This is a genomic window from Candidatus Pelagibacter sp. RS40 (assembly GCF_002101295.1).
In the GTDB taxonomy this organism is placed as follows: Bacteria; Pseudomonadota; Alphaproteobacteria; order Pelagibacterales; family Pelagibacteraceae; genus Pelagibacter.
Genome location: NZ_CP020778.1, coordinates 117,241 through 135,977, shown reverse-complemented (window position 1 = coordinate 135,977; position 18,737 = coordinate 117,241). Strand labels below are relative to the sequence as shown.

The following is an 18,737-nucleotide window of genomic DNA, read 5'->3' as shown; positions in this document are numbered from 1 at the left end:
TAAATTCTATGATTAATTATATTATTCCATTTCTTATACTTATTCTAATCGTTGTATTTATTCATGAGTATGGTCATTATTATTTTGCAAAGAAATACGGTGTTGGAGTAACTGATTTTTCAATTGGATTTGGTAAAGAAATATTTGGATGGAACGATAAATCAGGTACTAGATGGAAAATTTGTTGGATACCTTTGGGTGGATATGTAAAATTTTTTGGTGACAGAAATGTTTTTTCACAAGCAGATCAAGAAGAGTTATTAAAAAAATATAACAAAGAGGACCAAGAAAAATTATTTGTAACTAAACCTTTATACCAAAGAGCATGGATTGTATTTGGCGGACCTTTAGCCAACTTTATTTTAGCAATTTTTATATTTCTCTTCATCTATATGTTTATAGGTAAAGATTTTACTCCTGCTGTTATTGATGAAGTTCAAAAAGATAGCCCTGCAGAAATAGCAGGTTTAAAGAAAAATGACATAATTTTAGAAATAGATAACAATAAAGTAGAGAGTATTTTGGATGTTTCTAAATTTATTGCAATGTCGACATCAGATTTTGTTGATTTTAAAGTTTCAAGATTTGAAAATGAAATATTATTAAAAGTAAAACCCAATTTAGTAGAAAGCGAAGATAACTTAGGTAACAAACTTAAGAAACGGATGGTGGGTATAAAATTGAGTGCTTATAATGATAAAATAAATCATGTTAAATTAGGCCCTGCACAAGCATTAGTTCAATCATTTAATGAGGTGTATTTCGTTACCGTTTCATCGTTAAAATATCTTGGTTCTATGATTGTTGGAAAAGGAGATACTTCACAGTTGGGGGGTCCAATAAGAATAGCTAAAATATCTGGGCAAGTTGCTGAATTTGGTATTATTCCATTTATTAGTATGATGGCCTATATCTCAATAAGCCTTGGTTTAATTAACTTATTTCCTATCCCAATGTTAGATGGAGGCCATTTAATGTTTTATGGATTTGAGAAAATTTTAGGACGTCCTTTAAGTCAAAAAACTCAAGAAGGATTTTTTCGAATCGGGATATTTTTATTGCTTTCTTTAATGTTTTTTGTGACTTTTAATGATCTAAGAGATTTAGGCTTATTTTAAAGGGTTTTTCTAGATTAAAAAAACTAATAAAATCAACGTTTTTTTATCACTACATATTGTATAATATATTTTATCACACACTAAAAAAAAGCTTGAATTATCAACGATTTTGTTAAGTATTAAATTTTTAAACCTGGAGCTAAAAAATGAATAAAAAACAATTAGTCGCTAAATTAGCTGGTTCTTTAAATCAAAGTAAAGCTGATGCGGAGCGTACTTTTGATACCATAACTAACACTATATTGGATGCATTGAAGAATGATGATTCAGTAAAAATAGCGGGTTTTGGTACATATAAAGTGGCTAAAAGAAAAGCAAGAATTGGAAGAAATCCAAGAACTGGAGAACAAATCCAAATAGCTGCTTCTCAAAAGGTAAAATTTTTACCTGCCAAAGCGCTAAAAGAAGTTTTCAATAAGTAAACTTTTTTCAAACAGCCTTTATTAAGTCGAATACTTAATAGAGGCTGTTTCTATATGCAATTACTGCATACCTATTTTTAAGAACAATCAATAGTTATTAGTTTTTTTAAATCTATAAGAACCTCTTTTAATTAACGGAGGTTAAATGACTAAATTTTTAAAAAAACTTGTTGGTCCTTTAGTAAGTATATTTTTCTTACTGAATATGACTAGTACAGGTTACGCAGAGACAACAGTTTCTGCAGAAGTAGGTTTTATTTTTAATACTCTCCTGTTTTTGATTTGTGGTTTCTTAGTCATGTTCATGGCAGCAGGATTTGCAATGTTAGAATCGGGAATGGTTACATCAAAAAGTGTATCCGTAATCTGTGCGAAAAATATTGGTTTATTTTCGATTGCAGCAATAATGTTTTGGTTAGTAGGATACAATCTTGCTTATGGTATTCCAGAAGGTGGATACATAGGTAAGTTTATACCATGGTCAGACGCAAGTGCGGTAGATACTGGTTATTCTGATGGGTCAGATTGGTATTTCCAAATGGTATTCTGTGCAACTACAGTTTCAATTGTATCTGGAACATTAGCAGAAAGAATTAAACTTTGGCCTTTCTTTTTATTTGCTGCAATTTTAGCAGGAATTATTTATCCAATTGTTATGGGATGGCAATGGGGTGGTGGCTGGTTAGCTGCTGCTGGTTTCTCAGATTTTGCCGGGTCAACTCTAGTACACTCAACCGGTGGTGCAGCTGCACTTGCTGGTGCAATGATTTTAGGTCCTAGACTTGGAAGATTTACAAAAAAAGGTGAACCTGCGCCGGTTAAGCCTTTTGCAGCTTCATCTATTCCTTTAGTAACACTTGGAATATTTATTCTTTGGTTAGGTTGGTTTGGATTTAATGGTGGATCTCAATTAGCAATGGGAACTGCTGATGATGCAATCGCAGTATCAAGTATATTCATTAACACATTACTTGCTGGAGCAGGTGGTGTTATGGCAGCAGGAGCAGTCACAAGATTAAGTGGAAAAACTGATGTCGTACAGATGTTAAACGGATGTATAGGTGGTCTTGTAGCGATAACTGCAGAACCTTTAATGCCATCTCCAATAGCAGCAATATTAATTGGTGCTGTAGGTGGAGTAATCGTTGTATACGGTACTAAATTTCTATTTAGCCTTAAAATCGATGATGTTGTTGGAGCGATTCCCGCACACTTGTTTGCCGGAATATGGGGAACATTAATTGTCCCTGCAACAAACCCTGATGCTAACTTTGGTGCACAGGCATTAGGTGTAGTTTCAATAAATGCATTCGTATTTGTTGTAGCTTACATCGTATGGTCAATTATGAAAGCAACAATAGGTATTAGATTGAGTAAAGAAGCTGAAATGAAAGGTACAGATGTATCTGAAACTGGAGTTATAGCTTACTCGATCAGAGACTAAATTAACTTTCCCTCCCTCAAGTTATAAAAGGCCCCTGTATGGGGCCTTTTTTTTAATTTGTTTTTTTGATGAATTCTAAAACTTCTTTAGCATGATCTTTTACTTTTACTGATCTCCACTCTTTTACTATTTTATTATTTTTAATTACAAAAGTGCTTCTGATCACGCCCATAAATTCTTTACCCATAAATTTCTTTTTTCCCCAGACTTTAAAAGCCTTTAAAGCCTCTTTTTTTTCGTCTGATAAAAGATCAAATTTTACTTTATATTTTTCTTTAAATTTATCATGGCTTCTCATATCATCTTTTGAAATACCAAACACAGCACAGTCCAAATTCTTAAATTTAGACAACAAAGAATTAAAATCTTTCGTTTCTACAGTACAGCCAGGCGTGTCATCTTTTGGGTAAAAATATAAAACTAAAAATTTATTTTTAATCTTTTTAAGTTCAAATATTTCTCCATTTGTAGATGGAATTTTTATATTAGGTGCATTTTTAAATTTGTTCATAATGTTTAATTGTAATTTTGTTTTTTTACGGTAAATAACTGATATGACAATAAAATCAGCACAAACTTTAGTCGCAGATGCTTTAAAAGAAATTAAAACAATTTCACCCTCAGAGGCTTTGCAAATGTCTAATGATGATAAGTGCAATCTTATAGATATTAGAGATGTAAGAGAACTTGAGAATTTAGGAAGAATTGAAAATTCTAATCATATACCTCGGGGCATGTTGGAATTTTGGATGGATCCAGACAGTCCTTACTTTAAAGAGGGTAAGATAGATATGGATAAAGAGATGGTTCTTTTTTGTGCAGGTGGATTAAGATCAGCTCTTGCAACTAAGTCATTAAAGGATATGGGCTTTAAAAACATTTGTCATATTGATGGAGGATTTGGAGCAATGAAAAATTCAGGATTTAAAGTTATTAAATAATTTTAATCAATAAAACCTATTTTTTTTGCATAAAAAATTCTTATTACCCAATACATAATTAGTCCAACTGGTCCAATAAAATAAGTCACCAAAAGAGGAACCAAGATTAGATATTTTGATATGAAGAACTTAAGACTATCTCTTACAATCCAGGAGCCACAAAATAAGTTTGCTGCCAAAAAATGGGTCCAAAATAGAATTAAGAAACTCTCATTTTCAAATAATGAACTAAGGTCAAACAAACCTTTATAAAGATTAAAGTTTTCTAAAAAATTATAACCAGTAGAAAAATAATAGAATATCAAATAACAATAAGTAGCCCCAAGAATTAAAAATGGAAATATTGAGGTAACCAATAAGCTGCATACTTTTGATTGAGGAAAAAAAATTAATACAAACCAAAATGGCAAAACACCTATGTTCAACCATAAATAGATCATTTCTATAGTAAAAAATGCTGCTATTTGTTCTATCATAATTTTTTTACATTATATTAGATGAACTGATGATTCCTATAAAAAATAAAAAAAAAACATTAGAGGTTACGGTAGAAGAAATGAGGAATTTTGCGTTTAATTATATTGAAAAATTTGCTCCCTCAAAACAACAATTAAAAACATACCTTCTAAAAAAATATTTAAAATCTAAAACTCCTATAAACAGAAGCAACGTTTCAAATTTAATAGATATAGTACTAGAAGACTTAGAAAAATCTAAATTCATCAACGACAAATTTTATTCAGAATCTAAAGCAAAAAGTCTAATACAGAGAGGTTCTTCAATAAACAAAATTAGAAACTATTTAATTGGAAAAGGTGTAGGTGATAAATATATAAAAAATACAATTGATCAAATTCGCGAGAATAATGAAGATCAAGATTTTTTTTCTGCAATCAAAATATGTAAAAAAAAAAGAATTGGGCCCTCAAGACAAGAAGATAATAGACCTTTGTTTTATAAAAAGGATATGGGGGTATTGGCTAGATCAGGATTTGATTTTGAAGTATCTAGAAGAGTGATGGATCTTGATAAAGATGAATATATAAAAATAATTAATCTTCTTTAATTTTCTTATTTTTTTCTTCGAGATAATATTGAATTTTATTTTTTATATAATTTTTAACAAATACAAAAACCAACAAACCAAATATTGAAACAGAAACAATTATAATTAAAATTATTCTTAATTGCTCACTCATTTACTAATATTTTAAATCTTCACTTCTTTTCAGAATAAGACTTGGATTTTTAAAATTTTCTTTTCCATATAAAATTTCATTACCTTCAAAATCTGTAATTGTACCTCCAGCATTTTCTAGTAAAGCATGACCAGCAGCAATATCCCATTCACATGCTCTAGGTTCAGCAACATATCCATCATATTCTCCTGTAGCTATTACACAAAATTTGTATGAGCTTTTCATTCTCACAAATTCATTAACTCCTAAAAGATTATGGATTTTTTCAATTTCTGGCTTAATTTTATTTGAGTAAGAAACAACTTTGACAAATTCTTTTTTAGTCTTTTTTGAACAATCTAACTTAATTTCTTTTCCATTTGTTAGTTCGTAAGCATCATTTTTGCCATAGGTGTAAAACATTCGATTTTTTGCTGGTGCATTTATAAGTCCAGCAACAGGTTTTCTATTTAAAATTAATCCTGCATTAATAGTAAATTCTTCTAAATCATTTATATAATCGTATGTACCGTCTATTGGATCAACAAGCCAAAAATTTTCTAAATTACTTGAGGATTTATTGTGAGATGTTTCCTCAGATACAATTGGAATATTGGGGGTAAGCTCCAAAAGTTTTTGAGTAACTATTTTATTTACTTCCAAATCACCATTACTAACTGGAGTATTGTCTGATTTAATTTCCTTGGTTAATCCTTTTTCTCTAAGTTCCAGTGACACTTTACCTGCATAAAAAAAAGTATCTATTAAATTTATGATTACGTCTTTAATATTAATTTCATTCATTATTGTAGATTTTTTCTAATTCTATATTTTTACAATTTATTACTTTTTTACCTACGTTTTCAAAGTTTACAGTCACCTTTTCTTTTATAATTGATTGAACTTGTCCAATACCCCAGTTTTTATTACTAGGGTTAATTACTTTGTCACCTGGTTCAAAATCTAAAATCATTTAATTTCACTTATATTAGAATTAAGTATAAATACCACAAAATGAATAATGAAATTAATTCAATTGGTTTAAAGAAAAAACCGTCTGATACAACTGTTGTTGTTGCAATGTCAGGTGGCGTCGACTCTTCTACTGTCGCAGGTATGATGAAAAAAGAAGGTTATAATGTAATAGGCATTACTCTTAAACTTTATGATGATGGTAAAGAGGTTGCTGCTTCAAAACAATGTTGTTCTGGACAAGATATAATGGATGCAAAAAGAGTAGCGCATAAATTAGATATTGAACATAAAATTTTGTACTACCAAAACAAATTTAAACAAGGAGTTATTGATAATTTTGTAGATAGCTACCTTAAAGGAGAAACACCTATACCTTGTGTTCAATGCAACCAAACAGTAAAATTTAGGGATTTGTTTGAAGTATCAAAAGAATTAAAAGCCGATGCTATGATAACGGGTCATTATGTGAAAAGTGTTACTGAGAATGAATCTACAAATATGTATAGAGCAATTGATGAAAATCGAGATCAGAGTTATTTTTTATTTAATACAACTCGAGAGCAATTAAATTACTTAAGGTTTCCTTTAGGGGGAATGCTAAAAGATACTACTAGAGAAATTGCAAAAAAGCTTGAACTTAATGTAGCTGATAAACCTGATAGCCAGGATATTTGTTTTGTTCCAAATGGAGATTATGCCTCTGTAATACAAAAATTTAAACCTGAATCTTTTCAAAAAGGAAATATTAAAAACTTAAATGGAGAGGTTGTAGGTGTTCATGATGGAATTATAAATTTTACAATAGGTCAAAGAAGGGGAATAAAGGTTTCAGATAAAGAAGCTTTATATGTTATCCGAATAGACTCAGATAAGAATGAAATAATTATAGGCCCTAAAGAAAAATTAGCCAAAACAAAAATTCATTTAAGAGATTTAAATCTTTTGTGTAAAAAAGAAGAGCTTGAAAAGGAAATATTTGTTAAAGTAAGATCAACGGGAAAATTATTAGAAGCTAAAATTTTATTAAAAGAATATAATCAAGCAGAAGTTAATTTAGTTAATTCAGAAAACGGAATTTCACCAGGACAAGCCTGTGTCTTTTATAATAAAGACCAAATTGGTCACAAAGTTCTTGGTGGTGGTTGGATTAAAAATTAAAAGGTAGATTATTTTTTCTTATTTTTTTTTCTAGCTCTTCTCTTTTTAGAGCCCATTTTTCTTCGGCCTCTATGTTTTTTTGGGTATCCCATATTCTCCTTAATTTTACTATTTTATTGACTTATTCGGTTGATATAGCATTGTCCTTAAAATAATCAAATTTAAATATGACTAGCACCTTTAAAACATTTTTAAAGCACACAGCAAAAGATTTTCACAATCAGTCAGTTAATCCACCGGTAGTTCGAGCATCGACAATAATTTTTAAGTCAATGCAAGATATAAGAAAAACCCAGTCTAAATTTAGAAAAAATCCTATTGGAGGACATTTTGATTATGGAAGACAAGGAACTTCCACAACTTATATCTTACAAAAAATTTTAACAAAACTAGAGGAAAGTTATCATGTTTTTTTAACTCCTACTGGATTTGGCGCAATTTTTCTTGCTATATTCAGCTTAGTAAGACCTGGTGACGAAATTATTGTAGCTGATCCATCTTACAAACCAACTAGAAGATTAACACAGGATTTTTTAAAAGATTTTAATATCAAAACAATTTTTTATAATCCAAGCGATTTAAATACACTTAGAAAAAATATATCAAAAAATACTAAACTTATTTTTGTAGAAAATCCTGGTAGCAATACTTTTGACTTTCAAGATTTGTCTAAAATAATTCAAATTGCAAAAAAACATAAAATTTATACAGCAATAGATAATACATGGGGAACACCATATTTTCTAAAGCCAATTAAATTAGGTTTTGACATGTCCATTGTTTCAGCAACCAAATACTATTCAGGTCATTCAGATGTAATGGGAGGTTCTTTAGCAGTAAATAAAAGAGTTTTTAGAAAAGTACAACTCGCAGATAATGTAACTGGATTAAGATTGGGACCAGATGATGCCTATTTGATAACTAGAGGGCTAAGAACATTAGATGTAAGACTGGACAAACACCAAGATAATGCAAAAAAAGTTGCTGCGTTTTTATCTAAATATAAAAATATAAAATTATTATATCCTTACAAAAAAAATTCACAGAATTTTAAAATGTGGAAAAAATATTATTCTGGATCATCTGGATTAATGGGATTAAAAATTAAATCAAAAAATAAAAAATCAGTTACAAAATTCGTGAACTCTCTAAAGCTTTTTGGTTATGGTTATAGCTGGGGGGGATTTGAAAGTTTAGCATTACATCAAAGCAATTTAGAGATTGGAAAAAGAAATTACCTTAAATTAGAGAAAGATGAACACTTAGTCAGACTTCATATAGGTTTAGAAGATCCCAAAGATATAATAAATGATATCAAGCAGGCTCTTAAACATCTAAAATGAATACTGAAAAAAAATTTTTCCATTCAAATACTGCAATAGTTACTCTTTTTGCGGCATGTTTTGTTGTTTTAATCTCTTTAGGAGTAAGACAAACTTTTGGTTTGTTTTTTATAGATTTTAATGAAAGTTTAAATATTAGTAACACAGCATTTGGTTTTGCAATCGGAACTCAAATGTTGATGTGGGGACTAACCGGTCCAATTTTTGGAGCAATTGCTGATCGTTTTGGTGGACACGTTGCAATCATTTCATCTTTTTTATTTTATACATTTGGAGTTTATTTTTTATACTCTGGTCCAAATACAGGAATATTTTTTCAAATTCATTTAGGATTGTTAATAGGAATTGGATTAGGAGGAACGGCTATTAGTATTCCAATGTCGATAGTTGGTAAACACTTTCCATTATCTAATAGAACAATTGCCATGAGTATTGTTACAGCAGTTGGATCATTTGGATATTTTATATCTCCAATATTTACAAATTATTCACTTATTGAATATGGTTGGAATTATACATTGTTTTTATTTTCTCTATTTTTGGTCACAGGTTTAATCGCAGCTTATTTTGTTAGATCTCCAAAAGAAAATGAAATTGTAGAAAACCGATCTGATCAATCTTTTAAAGAAGCCCTCAGCGAAGCATTTAAATCAAAGAGTTATATTTTACTTGTTTCAGGCTTTTTTGTTTGTGGATTTCACATTACATTAGTTGGAACACATGTTCCAAAATATGTAATTGATAGAGGTTTAGAAGACTGGACTGCAGCAGCAATTCTATCCCTGATCGGTTTATTTAATATTTTTGGTTCATTATTAAGTGGCTACCTTTCAACGAAAATTAGTAAGAAAGTTCTTTTAAGTGCGATTTATCTTTTAAGAGGTTTTTCGATTGCGTTTTTCATATTTACTCCTCCAAACGTTCTTTCTGCATTTATATTTGGCGCAAGCTTTGGTTTTTTATGGTTGTCGACTGTACCTGCAACTAGTGGCATTGTTGCTCACTTATTTGGCACTAAATATTTAGGTCTTCTTTATGGAATTGTATTTTTAAGCCATCAAATTGGTTCTTTCTTTGGCGCATATTTAGGTGGTTTATTCCATGACTTATATGGATCATATGATTACGCATGGTATTTAGCAATATTACTATCTATATTTGCAGCAATAATACATTTACCAATTATAGAAAAACCAGTTGAGAGATTACAAAAAATATAAACTAAAATTTAATCCTTATTTAGATAAGCTATACAATTCAAACAAAAGTTTGATTATTTATAAGGTTTCAAACGGTTATAATATTTATACAGATTTTTCAAAAAGATTAATTTTAAATAATAATAACATAAATAGTTTTTTTAATTTTTTTAATAATAAAAAATATACAAAAGAAACTGATATTTTTATTGGATTTTTTGGGTATGAAATTTTATGTAATTTAATTGGATTAAAAATTAAAAATCAAAAAAAAATAAATTTTTATAAAGGTATATTTTACAAACCAGAAACATTAATAAAAATAAGAGATAAAATCAGTATTACATCTAATATCAAGAAACATAAATTTAAAGATCAATTCAACTCAACTAAAATTCTATCACCATTTAAAACCAATATAAGTTTTGAAAAGTATAAAAAAATATTTGATTTATTTTCCAAAAAAATAAGAAAAGGGGAGACATATCAAATAAAAATTTGCACAAAGTACAAAAATAAATCTCAAATAAACCCTTTAAATTTCTTTTGGAAACTAATGAAAGTGAACGCTGCACCTGAATCTTTTATGATAAGAGATAAAGACTATTCAATAGTTAGTTGCTCGCCAGAAACTTTAATTGAAAAAAAAGGGAATAACATAATTACAAAACCAATAGCAGGTACTTTAAAAAAAAATAAAAAAACCTCAATTAATTCTGCATATAAATATTTCAAAAATAATATTAAAGAGACCAAAGAACATAATATGATCGTAGATATGGAGAGAAATGATCTATCGAGAATATGTAAGCCTGGTTCAGTAACTATTCGAAAAGAAAAGTATGTTGAAGAATATAAGCACCTATATCATTACGTTACTAGCATTGTAGGAAAAATTAATAAAAATGTTAAAATTAAAGATATTATAAAATCAATGATGCCAGGAGGATCCGTAATCGGTTGTCCAAAAATTAAAACACTTCAATTATTAAATGAACAAGAAAACGAAGAAAGAAATATTTTTACAGGGAGTTTTGGATATATTAAATTCAATAAAGACATGAGATTTAATTTAATAATTAGATCTATATTAAATTATAAAAATTTTTCAGAGATTTCCGCAGCATCTGGTGTTGTTTTAGACAGTCAGGCAAGAAAAGAATTTAATGAAAATTACATAAAAGCAAAATCTTTATTGGAACTATTTAAATGATTTACATTATTGATCATGAAGATTCTTTTACTTGGAATGTTGTTCACCAATTTTCTGCTTTTGATGAAGTTTATTGTTCTAATTATTTTGAAATTGACACAAAAAAATTAAATAAAGCAAACACTATTGTATTTTCTCCAGGACCTGGATCTCCATCTGATTATCCGTTGACCTCAAAAATTTATAAGAGATATAAAGGTAAAAAAAAAATTATTGGCATTTGTTTAGGTTTTCAGCAAATTTTATATTGTGAAAATGCAAAAATTATAAAACAAAATAAGATTTTTCATGGATATCAGTCTGAGGTAAAAGTTGTGTCTAAAGGATCAATTTTTAGTAAATACAAGAAATTTAAAGTTGGGCGTTATCATTCTTTAAAATTAAAAGAGCCTTTTAAATCAAAAAACTTTCAAATTACAATGAGATCTAAAGAATCTAATGTTGCTATGGCTTTTGAAAATCAGAAAGATGATGTATATGGATTTCAATTTCATCCAGAATCTTTTTTAACAACAAATGGTAAAATACTTATTAAAAAAATCTTACAATCGTAAAGATCTTAAGGAAAAAGAATTTAAAGATCTATGGAATGCTCATGGTGTTTTTACAACAATGTGGATTTATGGAAAACCTCAAAAGATTTTGTTTTTTAAAGAGCATATTACAAATCTAATTAAATCTACGAAAACTTATAAAATTTATGACAAAAACTTAAAAGCAAATATATTTAAGGTAATCAAATCAAATTTAAATAAACAAAAAAAATATAATCACCTATTGAGGATTGCTGTAACTAAAAATTTAATATCAATTTCATTAAGAGATAAGTTAAAAATTAAAAAAAATCTTGAATTAAAATTAGTTAATTATAACAGAATTAATCCTGAGCATAAAAATCTTAAATATAAATTTATCTTAAAAAATTTATCAAAAATGGATAATACAAAAAATGATATTGCACTTTGTTCAAAAGGAAAAATTCTTGAGACAGGAACTTCAAACATTATTTTTATTAAAAAGAATAAATATTTTTCTCCGATAAATAAATTTTACAAAGGAGTTAATCTTAAGTTTTTTGATAAGCAGTTTAAAATAAAAAAAACAAATATTTATATAGAAAGTTTAAGTCAGTATGATGAAATTCTTTTGATTGGGTCTGGAAAAGGAGTATCTACTGTAAAATCTATAAAAGAGAAAAATTGGAAGAGAAAAAATTATAAATCATATAAAAATTTTTTGAAAAAATATAAAATTCAAATAATGCAACAAAAAATTTTAAGCAATTATTTATGAGAGATCCAAATAATCCATGTATTTTTTGTTTTCCAAAAAAAAAAGACTTTATTTTTGAAAATGAATTGGCTTATGTAACCAAAGATACTTATCCTGTTTCAAAATTTCACTCACTTATTATTCCTAAAAGATGTGTTAAGAGTTATTTTGACCTAACACTAAAAGAAATTTTAGCATGCAATAAACTGATTAAAAAATTAAAAAAAAATATCGAAAAAAAAGATAAATCTGTAAAGGGATTTAATATTGGTACTAATTCAGGCAAAGCAGCTGGACAATCTATAAATCACTGTCACATTCATCTGATTCCAAGAAGGATTAATGATGTTAAAAATCCTCAGGGAGGAGTAAGGGCTGTAATTTCATCAAAACAGCATTATGTAAGAAAAAAGTAAACTTTATTAACATTTTTTTCTTTAGATGGGATTATTAGTCAGTTGAACTAATATTTTTTATAGATTAAGAGCTATTTAAAATATTATATTTAGCGGAGATAATAATATGTTCACAACCAACCCATTTGCTGTTCTCTCTTCAACAGTTCCATCAATTGCTTTGCAAGGCTTTGTTTTATTAATGTTAGCTTTAGTTGTAATTGGAACACTCATGGACATTATTCATAAAAAAAACGTGAAGTACTTTTTTAATAACGCTAAGAAGGCAAAAAAAGCTGCAAGTAGAGAATTAAGTTTTGGAGAAAAAACTGCAATTATTTCAAAAACTGTTGTTCATGATATTGGTACAACATCTGAATTAGGATTAGGAAAAAGAAGAGTAGCACATGTTTTAGGAATGTATGGAACAATACTATTTTGGATTGGCTCAGGAGTAATGATATTCGGTTATTCTTCACCAAATGCAATCACTCCATCTATATGGCCAATTATTTGGCATGTAGGTGCTTTATTAACATGCTTAGGAGCATATTGGTTTTGGTTTTTTTTAAGAGTGGATGTTTCTGCTGAAGCACACTCAGTTTTTAGAATTATAAAAGCAGATTTATTTGTTTTAGCATTAGTATTATCATCGACTTTTGGTTTAGCGTGGTCCTACTTTCAATATTCTGGCTCATCAGGTTTAAGTGTTTTATTTTTAGTTTTGTTTGCAGTTGCTAATATAGTTTTATTCGGTGGTGTTTATTGGTCGAAATTTGCACATATGTTCTACAAGCCTGGTGCGGCTATTCAAAAAAATTTAGCAGAAGCTGATGGTTCAAGAGATAATTTGCCTCCACCAGCTGAAGCTCCAGAACAATATGGTCTTGGAATAAAACGTGAGGCACCAAAGCATTATTAATATGATTGATAAATTTTTTAAGAAAGGTAATAAATAGATATGTCAACATTTGTATATATGACGAGATGTGATGGTTGCGGACATTGTGTAGATATTTGTCCATCAGATATCATGCACATAGACGAGACCATAAGAAGAGCAAAAAATATTGAACCAAATTTTTGTTGGGAGTGCTATTCATGTGTGAAAGCATGTCCAAATCATGCAATTGATGTGAGAGGATATGCAGATTTTGCACCGATGGGTCATAGTGTAAGAGTTAGAAGAGAAGAGGAAAAAGGCACGATCTCTTGGAGAATTAAATTTAGAAATGGTACAGAGAAAAATTTTGTATCACCAATAACAACTAAGCCTTGGGGTAAATTTATTCCAAAATTAGCTGAAGCAGACACTCCAAACCAAGGAGAAATAAATTCACAAATTTTATACAATGAGCCACAAGGTTTAAATACTGAAAAAGAACTACCAACCTTAGATAAAAATTCATTTAAGCAAGGTGTTTACTATTAATGGCTAAACACAAAACAATTATAGAAGAATGTGATGTTCTTGTTGTCGGCGGAGGTATGGCTGGTACAGGCGCAACATTCGAAGCAAGACACTGGGGAAGAGATCTAAAAATTATCTGCGTAGAGAAAGCAAATATCGATAGAAGTGGTGCAGTTGCTCAAGGTCTTTACGCTATTAACTGCTATATGGGAATGCAGTGGGGTGAGAATATGCCAGAAGACCACGTAAGGTACGCTAGAAATGATCTAATGGGATTAGTAAGAGAAGACTTAGGTTACGATATGGCTCGTCACGTAGACTCAACTGTTCATATGTTTGATGAATGGGGTCTTCCAATGATGAAAAATAAAGAGACTGGTAGATATCAAAGAGAGGGTAAGTGGCAGATAATGATCCACGGTGAAAGTTATAAACCAATTGTAGCTGAAGCTGCAAAAAAATCTGCTGATAAGATTTATAATAGAATAATGATTACTCATCTTTTAAAAGATGAAAAAAATCCAAACCGAATAGCTGGAGCTGTTGGTTTCAATGTCAGAACAGGAAATTTCCATGTGTTTAAGTCTAGAACTGTCGTTGTCTCTGCTGGTGGAGCTTCACATATCTTTAAACCAAGAGCAGTAGGGGAAGGTATGGGAAGAACATGGTATGCGCCTTGGAGTAACGGATCTGCATATGCATTGCCGATTCAAGCTGGTGCTAAAATGACACAAATGGAAAATAGGATTGTGCTTTGTAGATTTAAGGATGGATATGGTCCTGTTGGAGCATATTTTTTACATTTAAAAACATATACTCAAAATGCAAATGGCGAGAATTATGAAAAGAAATGGTATGATGCTACTAAGAAACTTGTTGGAGAATATATAGACCATCATCCAACCCCAACATGTTTAAGAAATCATGCATTTATTCAAGAAACAGCTGCAGGTGGTGGACCAATTCACATGGTTACCAAAGAAGCATTCCAAGATCCTCATTTAGAGACAGTTGGATGGGAAAATTTCTTAGGGATGACAGTTGGACAAGCAGTTGTTTGGGCATCTCAAAATATTGATCCAAAATACACTAATCCAGAGTTAACAACTTCAGAGCCATATGTAATGGGATCTCACGCAACATGTTCTGGGGCATGGGTAAGTGGACCAGAGGATATTGCTCCTGATGAGTATTTCTGGGGATACAATCGTATGATGACAATAGATGGGTTATTTGGTGCTGGAGATGCAGTTGGTGGAAGTGCACATAAATTTTCTTCAGGTTCATTTACGGAGGGAAGATTGGCATCTAAAGCTGCTGTTAAATATATTCAGGATAAAAAAGCTGACGATATTCATGTTTCTGATGAACAATTAGAGAAGTTGAAAGAGGAAATATTTAAACCAATAGAGAATTATACTGTTGGAAGGAACGAAATAACTGGTGGAACTGTTTCCCCAAGCTATATACTTCCTATTCAAGGCCTGCAGAGGCTTCAAAAAATTATGGATGAATACTGTGGAGGTTTGACAAATAATTACATGACTAACGACAATCTTCTTAAAAAAGGTATTGAACAACTTGAAATTTTAGAAGAAGACCTAGAAAATGTTGGAGCAGAGGATTATCACCAATTAATGAGAGCTTGGGAGCTTAAACACAGAGCTGTAACCTCTCAATGTGTTACTCATCATACCCTATTTAGAGAGGAAACACGTTGGCCTGGATATTATTACAGAGGCGATCATATGAAGCTTGATGATGAAAACTGGCATTGTTTAACCGTTTCTAGAAGAGATCCTGAGACAGGTAAATTTGAAATGGAGAAAAAGCCGGTTTATCACATAGTTGATGATAAAGAGAAGAAACAAGCATCTTAATAAACAACCCTACTAATGAGTATTGTCGATAAATCTGATAATGAAATTATAAGTATTGCCGATCCTATCTGGCAAAACCTTGTTAAATCTTCAAATATTAAAGATTATGGTGGATTTACAAGGGATTTATCTTCACAAATGCTTTACGGAGCAAATGAAGTCGAGCTAGGGAAACAGTGGTCAACTAATAAACTTTTGTCATCATTATCTGAAGGGTGTAAGGCAATAGGATGTCTTAGAAGAGGGAAGTACGTAACCATAGTCTATAAACAGACAAGCACAGAAGTATCTGGAGATTTCTTAGGTAGGCTAGTCTTAGGAGATGAGGGAGACGAAGTCAAAGTCTTCGGAGCAACAATTTTTTAATTTTAGCAAATATTTCTTGCAAAGTATTAAACTTGTGTTAATTGGCGGGTGTGGCTAAGATATTTATAAAAAAATCAAAAAAAATTAAATCAGTCACAATCAATTATTTCGTAAATCACGCAAAATCATTTGTATTTTTTGGCTTAGGCATTTACTGGTCGGTGATCGTAATAAGCACATTTTTAGGGTTTTAATTTTAAGCAAATTGTTGACTTTATTTCTTTAGAGGAATATCAAAAAGCATGGAGTATTTTCTTCCAATTGCTCAAGTCGAAATAAATTTACTTTTTATATTTGGATTAAGTCTTGTAGTTGGAATTTTATCAGGATTATTTGGTGTGGGCGGAGGTTTTTTAATGACACCGTTCTTAATATTTTTAGGTATTCCACCCGCTTATGCAGTTCCAAATGAAGCAAGTAATATTTTAGGAACATCTGTTTCAGGATCTACAACACATTATTTAAAGGGTACTTTAGATTACAAAATGGGATTAATGATTGTTGTTGGTGGAACAATTGGAACATTACTTGGAATTTTAACTTTTTCTTATTTTAAGGATATAGGAAAAATAAATGTAGTTATATCGCTGGCTTATATGTACATCCTAGCAATACTTGGAACATTAATGTTAATTCAAGGCGTATCCGAAATTGATAAGGCAAGAAAAAAAATTGTAGTAAAGAAAAAATTGCATACACACTATTGGATACATGGTCTTCCTTTAAGAATGCGATTTAAAAAATCAAAATTATATGAAAGTGCATTTACACCAATTATTATTGGATTAGTTGTTGGATTTATTGCTGCAATCATGGGTGTAGGAGGCGCATTTATTTTAGTTCCTGCCATGATTTATATTATTGGAATGCCAACAAAATTAATCCCAGGAACATCTTTATTTGTAACTATATTTGTTAGTGCAATTGTTACAGTTTTACATGCATTTAATTATGGAACAATTGATTTAGTTTTAGTTTTTGTACTTATTTTAGGATCAATTATAGGAGTACAACTAGGTCAAAAATTTGGAGAAAAAGTTGACAGCTCAGAATTTAAGACAATTTTAGCAATTCTTCTTTTACTCGTTGGAATAGCAATTGCTTACGACACATTTATTAAAGAAGAAAAAATCGTTGAAACAGTAATTAATGGATCTACGAGTCTTGGAAAGATTGGAGAATTTATTTTAAATTATTCTAAAGACTTACCAATATTTTACGGACTTACTTCAGTTATATTAGCAGTTGCTTTAGGAGTAGGAGCTGCTGTAATTAGAAACTATTTTTCAAAGTGGAATGCTGCTAGAGAAGCAAAACTAAAAGCCTCTTAATTTAAAATTATTCCACTTAAATAATTAATTGCAACTAAACTTACGAATCCTACAGTTAAAAGAGATACAAATCCGACTATAAACGGCTTGTATCCCATTTTATTTAAGTCTTTAAGATTTGTAGATAATCCGATTGCAGCCATAGCCATTGTTAAAAATATTTTTGAAGAAATTTTTATTGTATTAACAAAGTCGACCCACATTTCTTTTCCTGCTACATTTGTATTATAGAAAAATACATCTCCAATATTTCTTAAAATAATAAATGCAATAAAACCTAATACAAAATATGGAAAAATTTTAACAATCGAATATTTTTGATCGTTATTTTGACCCCTATTATATAGATAAGCGAACAAAGGAATCATTATAACAAGAAATGTATTTCTAATTAGCTTTGTAACTGTTGCTATATTTAGGGTTTCAGGACTGTTAAATTGTTGATCGTAAATAAGCCCAGCAGCTGCTACTTGTGAGGTCTCGTGTATTGCAGTTCCAAGAAATAAACCAACAAACAATGGATCTCCATCAAAATAAATGTTGGCAAAATACGGATATATTAACATTGCCAGAATACCGAACAATGTCATATTTGCCACAGCATACGCCACCTCACTTTTCTTTGCGTTAATTACAGGTGCTGTTGCAATAATAGCTGTTGTTCCACAGACAGTGCTACCGATCGCAATTAAGTATGACATTCCTCTTGATATTTTGAGTTTCTGAATGAGAAGTTTTATGACGATCAATACACTAATAATACAAACAATTATTAAAGGAATAGCAATTGATCCAAATTTTATAAATTCGAAAGGTTTTAATTGAATTCCTAAACAAATAATACCAAGTTTAAGAATATTCTTTTGAGTAAAGTCTAATCCAATTAAAAAACCTTCCCTAATATTAAAAATATTCCCTAAAATTAATCCTAAAATAATTGCAATCATTGCTGTTGAAATAGGACTTTTTTCATATCCCAACAATTCAATTCCAATAATATTATTTAAACCTTCAGAAAAAGAATAAAGTATAAAAGCTAAAATTATACCAGGTAATAAATTTAAAGGATGTTTTAAAGTCAAGTATAGTTA

Annotated in this window: 23 protein-coding genes; 17 read left to right on the top strand and 6 right to left on the bottom strand. The window is 29.8% G+C overall.

What is annotated here, in order from left to right; all coding sequences use genetic code 11:
• Positions 1-8 precede the first annotated feature (8 nt).
• The 3 genes from rseP to B8063_RS00725 all read left to right on the top strand — a co-directional run bounded on the left by rseP (position 9) and on the right by B8063_RS00725 (position 2,984).
• On the top strand, positions 9-1,118 hold the full coding sequence (gene rseP, locus B8063_RS00735) for an RIP metalloprotease RseP (RefSeq protein WP_085068538.1): 1,110 nt from the start codon (positions 9-11) through the stop codon (positions 1,116-1,118).
• 146 nt (positions 1,119-1,264) lie between these two features.
• Positions 1,265-1,540, top strand: coding sequence for an HU family DNA-binding protein (locus tag B8063_RS00730; protein WP_075521315.1), 276 nt, complete (start codon positions 1,265-1,267; stop codon positions 1,538-1,540).
• Positions 1,541-1,685: 145 nt separating this feature from the next.
• On the top strand, positions 1,686-2,984 hold the full coding sequence (locus B8063_RS00725) for an ammonium transporter (RefSeq protein WP_085068536.1): 1,299 nt from the start codon (positions 1,686-1,688) through the stop codon (positions 2,982-2,984).
• Positions 2,985-3,036: 52 nt separating this feature from the next.
• On the opposite strand, the gene B8063_RS00720 is transcribed toward B8063_RS00725, so the two are convergent.
• Positions 3,037-3,495: a peroxiredoxin gene (locus B8063_RS00720; protein ID WP_085068534.1), complete on the bottom strand. Its 459-nt coding sequence runs from the start codon at positions 3,493-3,495 to the stop codon at positions 3,037-3,039.
• Between the two features lie 43 nt (positions 3,496-3,538).
• Between B8063_RS00720 and B8063_RS00715 the strand changes: the two genes are divergently transcribed.
• Positions 3,539-3,925, top strand: a complete 387-nt coding sequence (locus B8063_RS00715; RefSeq protein WP_075521318.1) for a rhodanese-like domain-containing protein — start codon at positions 3,539-3,541, stop codon at positions 3,923-3,925.
• A 2-nt stretch (positions 3,926-3,927) separates the two neighbouring features.
• Here the strand turns inward: B8063_RS00715 and B8063_RS00710 are convergent, their stop codons facing one another.
• Positions 3,928-4,401, bottom strand: coding sequence for an ABA4-like family protein (locus tag B8063_RS00710; RefSeq protein WP_085068532.1), 474 nt, complete (start codon positions 4,399-4,401; stop codon positions 3,928-3,930).
• A gap of 29 nt (positions 4,402-4,430) precedes the next feature.
• Here B8063_RS00710 and B8063_RS00705 point away from each other — a divergent pair, with 29 nt between their 5' ends.
• Positions 4,431-4,991 carry a regulatory protein RecX gene (locus tag B8063_RS00705; RefSeq protein ID WP_232311399.1) on the top strand — a complete coding sequence of 187 codons (561 nt, stop codon included), beginning with the start codon at positions 4,431-4,433 and terminating at the stop codon, positions 4,989-4,991.
• Here the strand turns inward: B8063_RS00705 and B8063_RS07200 are convergent.
• From B8063_RS07200 to B8063_RS00695, 3 genes are read right to left on the bottom strand one after another with little or no spacing between them, the layout of a single operon-like run.
• Entirely contained in the window at positions 4,978-5,124 is a 147-nt protein-coding gene (locus B8063_RS07200; protein ID WP_179850028.1) for a hypothetical protein, read from the bottom strand. The two genes, B8063_RS00705 and B8063_RS07200, sit on opposite strands and share 14 nt — an antisense overlap.
• Positions 5,125-5,127: 3 nt before the next feature.
• Positions 5,128-5,907, bottom strand: coding sequence for a 3'(2'),5'-bisphosphate nucleotidase CysQ (locus B8063_RS00700; RefSeq protein ID WP_085068530.1), 780 nt, complete (start codon positions 5,905-5,907; stop codon positions 5,128-5,130).
• Positions 5,900-6,076: a DUF3553 domain-containing protein gene (locus B8063_RS00695; RefSeq protein ID WP_075521321.1), complete on the bottom strand. Its 177-nt coding sequence runs from the start codon at positions 6,074-6,076 to the stop codon at positions 5,900-5,902. Before B8063_RS00695 ends, B8063_RS00700 begins: the two co-directional genes overlap by 8 nt.
• A gap of 41 nt (positions 6,077-6,117) precedes the next feature.
• Here B8063_RS00695 and mnmA point away from each other — a divergent pair, with 41 nt between their 5' ends.
• The 12 genes from mnmA to B8063_RS00635 all read left to right on the top strand — a co-directional run bounded on the left by mnmA (position 6,118) and on the right by B8063_RS00635 (position 17,646).
• On the top strand, positions 6,118-7,236 hold the full coding sequence (gene mnmA, locus B8063_RS00690) for a tRNA 2-thiouridine(34) synthase MnmA (RefSeq protein ID WP_085068528.1): 1,119 nt from the start codon (positions 6,118-6,120) through the stop codon (positions 7,234-7,236).
• A 167-nt stretch (positions 7,237-7,403) separates the two neighbouring features.
• Positions 7,404-8,579, top strand: coding sequence for a trans-sulfuration enzyme family protein (locus B8063_RS00685; RefSeq protein WP_085068526.1), 1,176 nt, complete (start codon positions 7,404-7,406; stop codon positions 8,577-8,579).
• Entirely contained in the window at positions 8,576-9,799 is a 1,224-nt protein-coding gene (locus B8063_RS00680) for an MFS transporter (RefSeq protein WP_085068524.1), read from the top strand. The genes B8063_RS00685 and B8063_RS00680 overlap by 4 nt, the downstream gene beginning before the upstream one ends.
• A complete protein-coding gene (locus B8063_RS00675; protein ID WP_085068522.1) occupies positions 9,777-10,991 on the top strand; it encodes a chorismate-binding protein in 1,215 nt (404 codons plus the stop codon). The genes B8063_RS00680 and B8063_RS00675 overlap by 23 nt, the downstream gene beginning before the upstream one ends.
• Positions 10,988-11,545 carry an aminodeoxychorismate/anthranilate synthase component II gene (locus B8063_RS00670; protein ID WP_075521324.1) on the top strand — a complete coding sequence of 186 codons (558 nt, stop codon included), beginning with the start codon at positions 10,988-10,990 and terminating at the stop codon, positions 11,543-11,545. Before B8063_RS00675 ends, B8063_RS00670 begins: the two co-directional genes overlap by 4 nt.
• Positions 11,508-12,284, top strand: coding sequence for an aminotransferase class IV (locus tag B8063_RS00665; protein WP_085068520.1), 777 nt, complete (start codon positions 11,508-11,510; stop codon positions 12,282-12,284). The genes B8063_RS00670 and B8063_RS00665 overlap by 38 nt, the downstream gene beginning before the upstream one ends.
• Positions 12,281-12,679 (top strand): HIT family protein, encoded by a 399-nt coding sequence (locus tag B8063_RS00660; protein WP_085068518.1) that lies wholly within the window; start codon positions 12,281-12,283, stop codon positions 12,677-12,679. The genes B8063_RS00665 and B8063_RS00660 overlap by 4 nt, the downstream gene beginning before the upstream one ends.
• 106 nt (positions 12,680-12,785) lie before the next feature.
• Complete coding sequence (locus B8063_RS00655) at positions 12,786-13,580, top strand: adenylyl-sulfate reductase (RefSeq protein WP_085068516.1); 795 nt, start codon at positions 12,786-12,788, stop codon at positions 13,578-13,580.
• Between the two features lie 39 nt (positions 13,581-13,619).
• Positions 13,620-14,090, top strand: coding sequence for an adenylyl-sulfate reductase subunit beta (aprB, locus tag B8063_RS00650; protein WP_085068514.1), 471 nt, complete (start codon positions 13,620-13,622; stop codon positions 14,088-14,090).
• Positions 14,090-15,949: an adenylyl-sulfate reductase subunit alpha gene (gene aprA, locus B8063_RS00645; RefSeq protein WP_085068511.1), complete on the top strand. Its 1,860-nt coding sequence runs from the start codon at positions 14,090-14,092 to the stop codon at positions 15,947-15,949. Before aprB ends, aprA begins: the two co-directional genes overlap by 1 nt.
• Before the next feature lie 15 nt (positions 15,950-15,964).
• Positions 15,965-16,315: a hypothetical protein gene (locus B8063_RS00640; protein WP_075521330.1), complete on the top strand. Its 351-nt coding sequence runs from the start codon at positions 15,965-15,967 to the stop codon at positions 16,313-16,315.
• Between the two features lie 242 nt (positions 16,316-16,557).
• Positions 16,558-17,646: a sulfite exporter TauE/SafE family protein gene (locus tag B8063_RS00635; RefSeq protein WP_085068509.1), complete on the top strand. Its 1,089-nt coding sequence runs from the start codon at positions 16,558-16,560 to the stop codon at positions 17,644-17,646.
• Here B8063_RS00635 and B8063_RS00630 read toward each other — a convergent pair.
• Complete coding sequence (locus B8063_RS00630; RefSeq protein WP_085068507.1) at positions 17,643-18,728, bottom strand: YeiH family protein; 1,086 nt, start codon at positions 18,726-18,728, stop codon at positions 17,643-17,645. The two genes, B8063_RS00635 and B8063_RS00630, sit on opposite strands and share 4 nt — an antisense overlap.
• Positions 18,729-18,737 lie beyond the last annotated feature (9 nt).

What these genes read in the sequence shown, in the direction of transcription:
- rseP (WP_085068538.1), top strand. Translation starts at nt 9, where the DNA reads ATGATTAATTATATTATTCCATTTCTTATACTTATTCTAATCGTTGTA.
- B8063_RS00730 (WP_075521315.1), top strand. Translation starts at nt 1,265, where the DNA reads ATGAATAAAAAACAATTAGTCGCTAAATTAGCTGGTTCTTTAAATCAA.
- B8063_RS00725 (WP_085068536.1), top strand. Translation starts at nt 1,686, where the DNA reads ATGACTAAATTTTTAAAAAAACTTGTTGGTCCTTTAGTAAGTATATTT.
- B8063_RS00720 (WP_085068534.1), bottom strand. Translation starts at nt 3,495, where the DNA reads ATGAACAAATTTAAAAATGCACCTAATATAAAAATTCCATCTACAAAT.
- B8063_RS00715 (WP_075521318.1), top strand. Translation starts at nt 3,539, where the DNA reads ATGACAATAAAATCAGCACAAACTTTAGTCGCAGATGCTTTAAAAGAA.
- B8063_RS00710 (WP_085068532.1), bottom strand. Translation starts at nt 4,401, where the DNA reads ATGATAGAACAAATAGCAGCATTTTTTACTATAGAAATGATCTATTTA.
- B8063_RS00705 (WP_232311399.1), top strand. Translation starts at nt 4,431, where the DNA reads ATGATTCCTATAAAAAATAAAAAAAAAACATTAGAGGTTACGGTAGAA.
- B8063_RS07200 (WP_179850028.1), bottom strand. Translation starts at nt 5,124, where the DNA reads ATGAGTGAGCAATTAAGAATAATTTTAATTATAATTGTTTCTGTTTCA.
- B8063_RS00700 (WP_085068530.1), bottom strand. Translation starts at nt 5,907, where the DNA reads ATGAATGAAATTAATATTAAAGACGTAATCATAAATTTAATAGATACT.
- B8063_RS00695 (WP_075521321.1), bottom strand. Translation starts at nt 6,076, where the DNA reads ATGATTTTAGATTTTGAACCAGGTGACAAAGTAATTAACCCTAGTAAT.
- mnmA (WP_085068528.1), top strand. Translation starts at nt 6,118, where the DNA reads ATGAATAATGAAATTAATTCAATTGGTTTAAAGAAAAAACCGTCTGAT.
- B8063_RS00685 (WP_085068526.1), top strand. Translation starts at nt 7,404, where the DNA reads ATGACTAGCACCTTTAAAACATTTTTAAAGCACACAGCAAAAGATTTT.
- B8063_RS00680 (WP_085068524.1), top strand. Translation starts at nt 8,576, where the DNA reads ATGAATACTGAAAAAAAATTTTTCCATTCAAATACTGCAATAGTTACT.
- B8063_RS00670 (WP_075521324.1), top strand. Translation starts at nt 10,988, where the DNA reads ATGATTTACATTATTGATCATGAAGATTCTTTTACTTGGAATGTTGTT.
- B8063_RS00665 (WP_085068520.1), top strand. Translation starts at nt 11,508, where the DNA reads ATGGTAAAATACTTATTAAAAAAATCTTACAATCGTAAAGATCTTAAG.
- B8063_RS00660 (WP_085068518.1), top strand. Translation starts at nt 12,281, where the DNA reads ATGAGAGATCCAAATAATCCATGTATTTTTTGTTTTCCAAAAAAAAAA.
- B8063_RS00655 (WP_085068516.1), top strand. Translation starts at nt 12,786, where the DNA reads ATGTTCACAACCAACCCATTTGCTGTTCTCTCTTCAACAGTTCCATCA.
- aprB (WP_085068514.1), top strand. Translation starts at nt 13,620, where the DNA reads ATGTCAACATTTGTATATATGACGAGATGTGATGGTTGCGGACATTGT.
- aprA (WP_085068511.1), top strand. Translation starts at nt 14,090, where the DNA reads ATGGCTAAACACAAAACAATTATAGAAGAATGTGATGTTCTTGTTGTC.
- B8063_RS00640 (WP_075521330.1), top strand. Translation starts at nt 15,965, where the DNA reads ATGAGTATTGTCGATAAATCTGATAATGAAATTATAAGTATTGCCGAT.
- B8063_RS00635 (WP_085068509.1), top strand. Translation starts at nt 16,558, where the DNA reads ATGGAGTATTTTCTTCCAATTGCTCAAGTCGAAATAAATTTACTTTTT.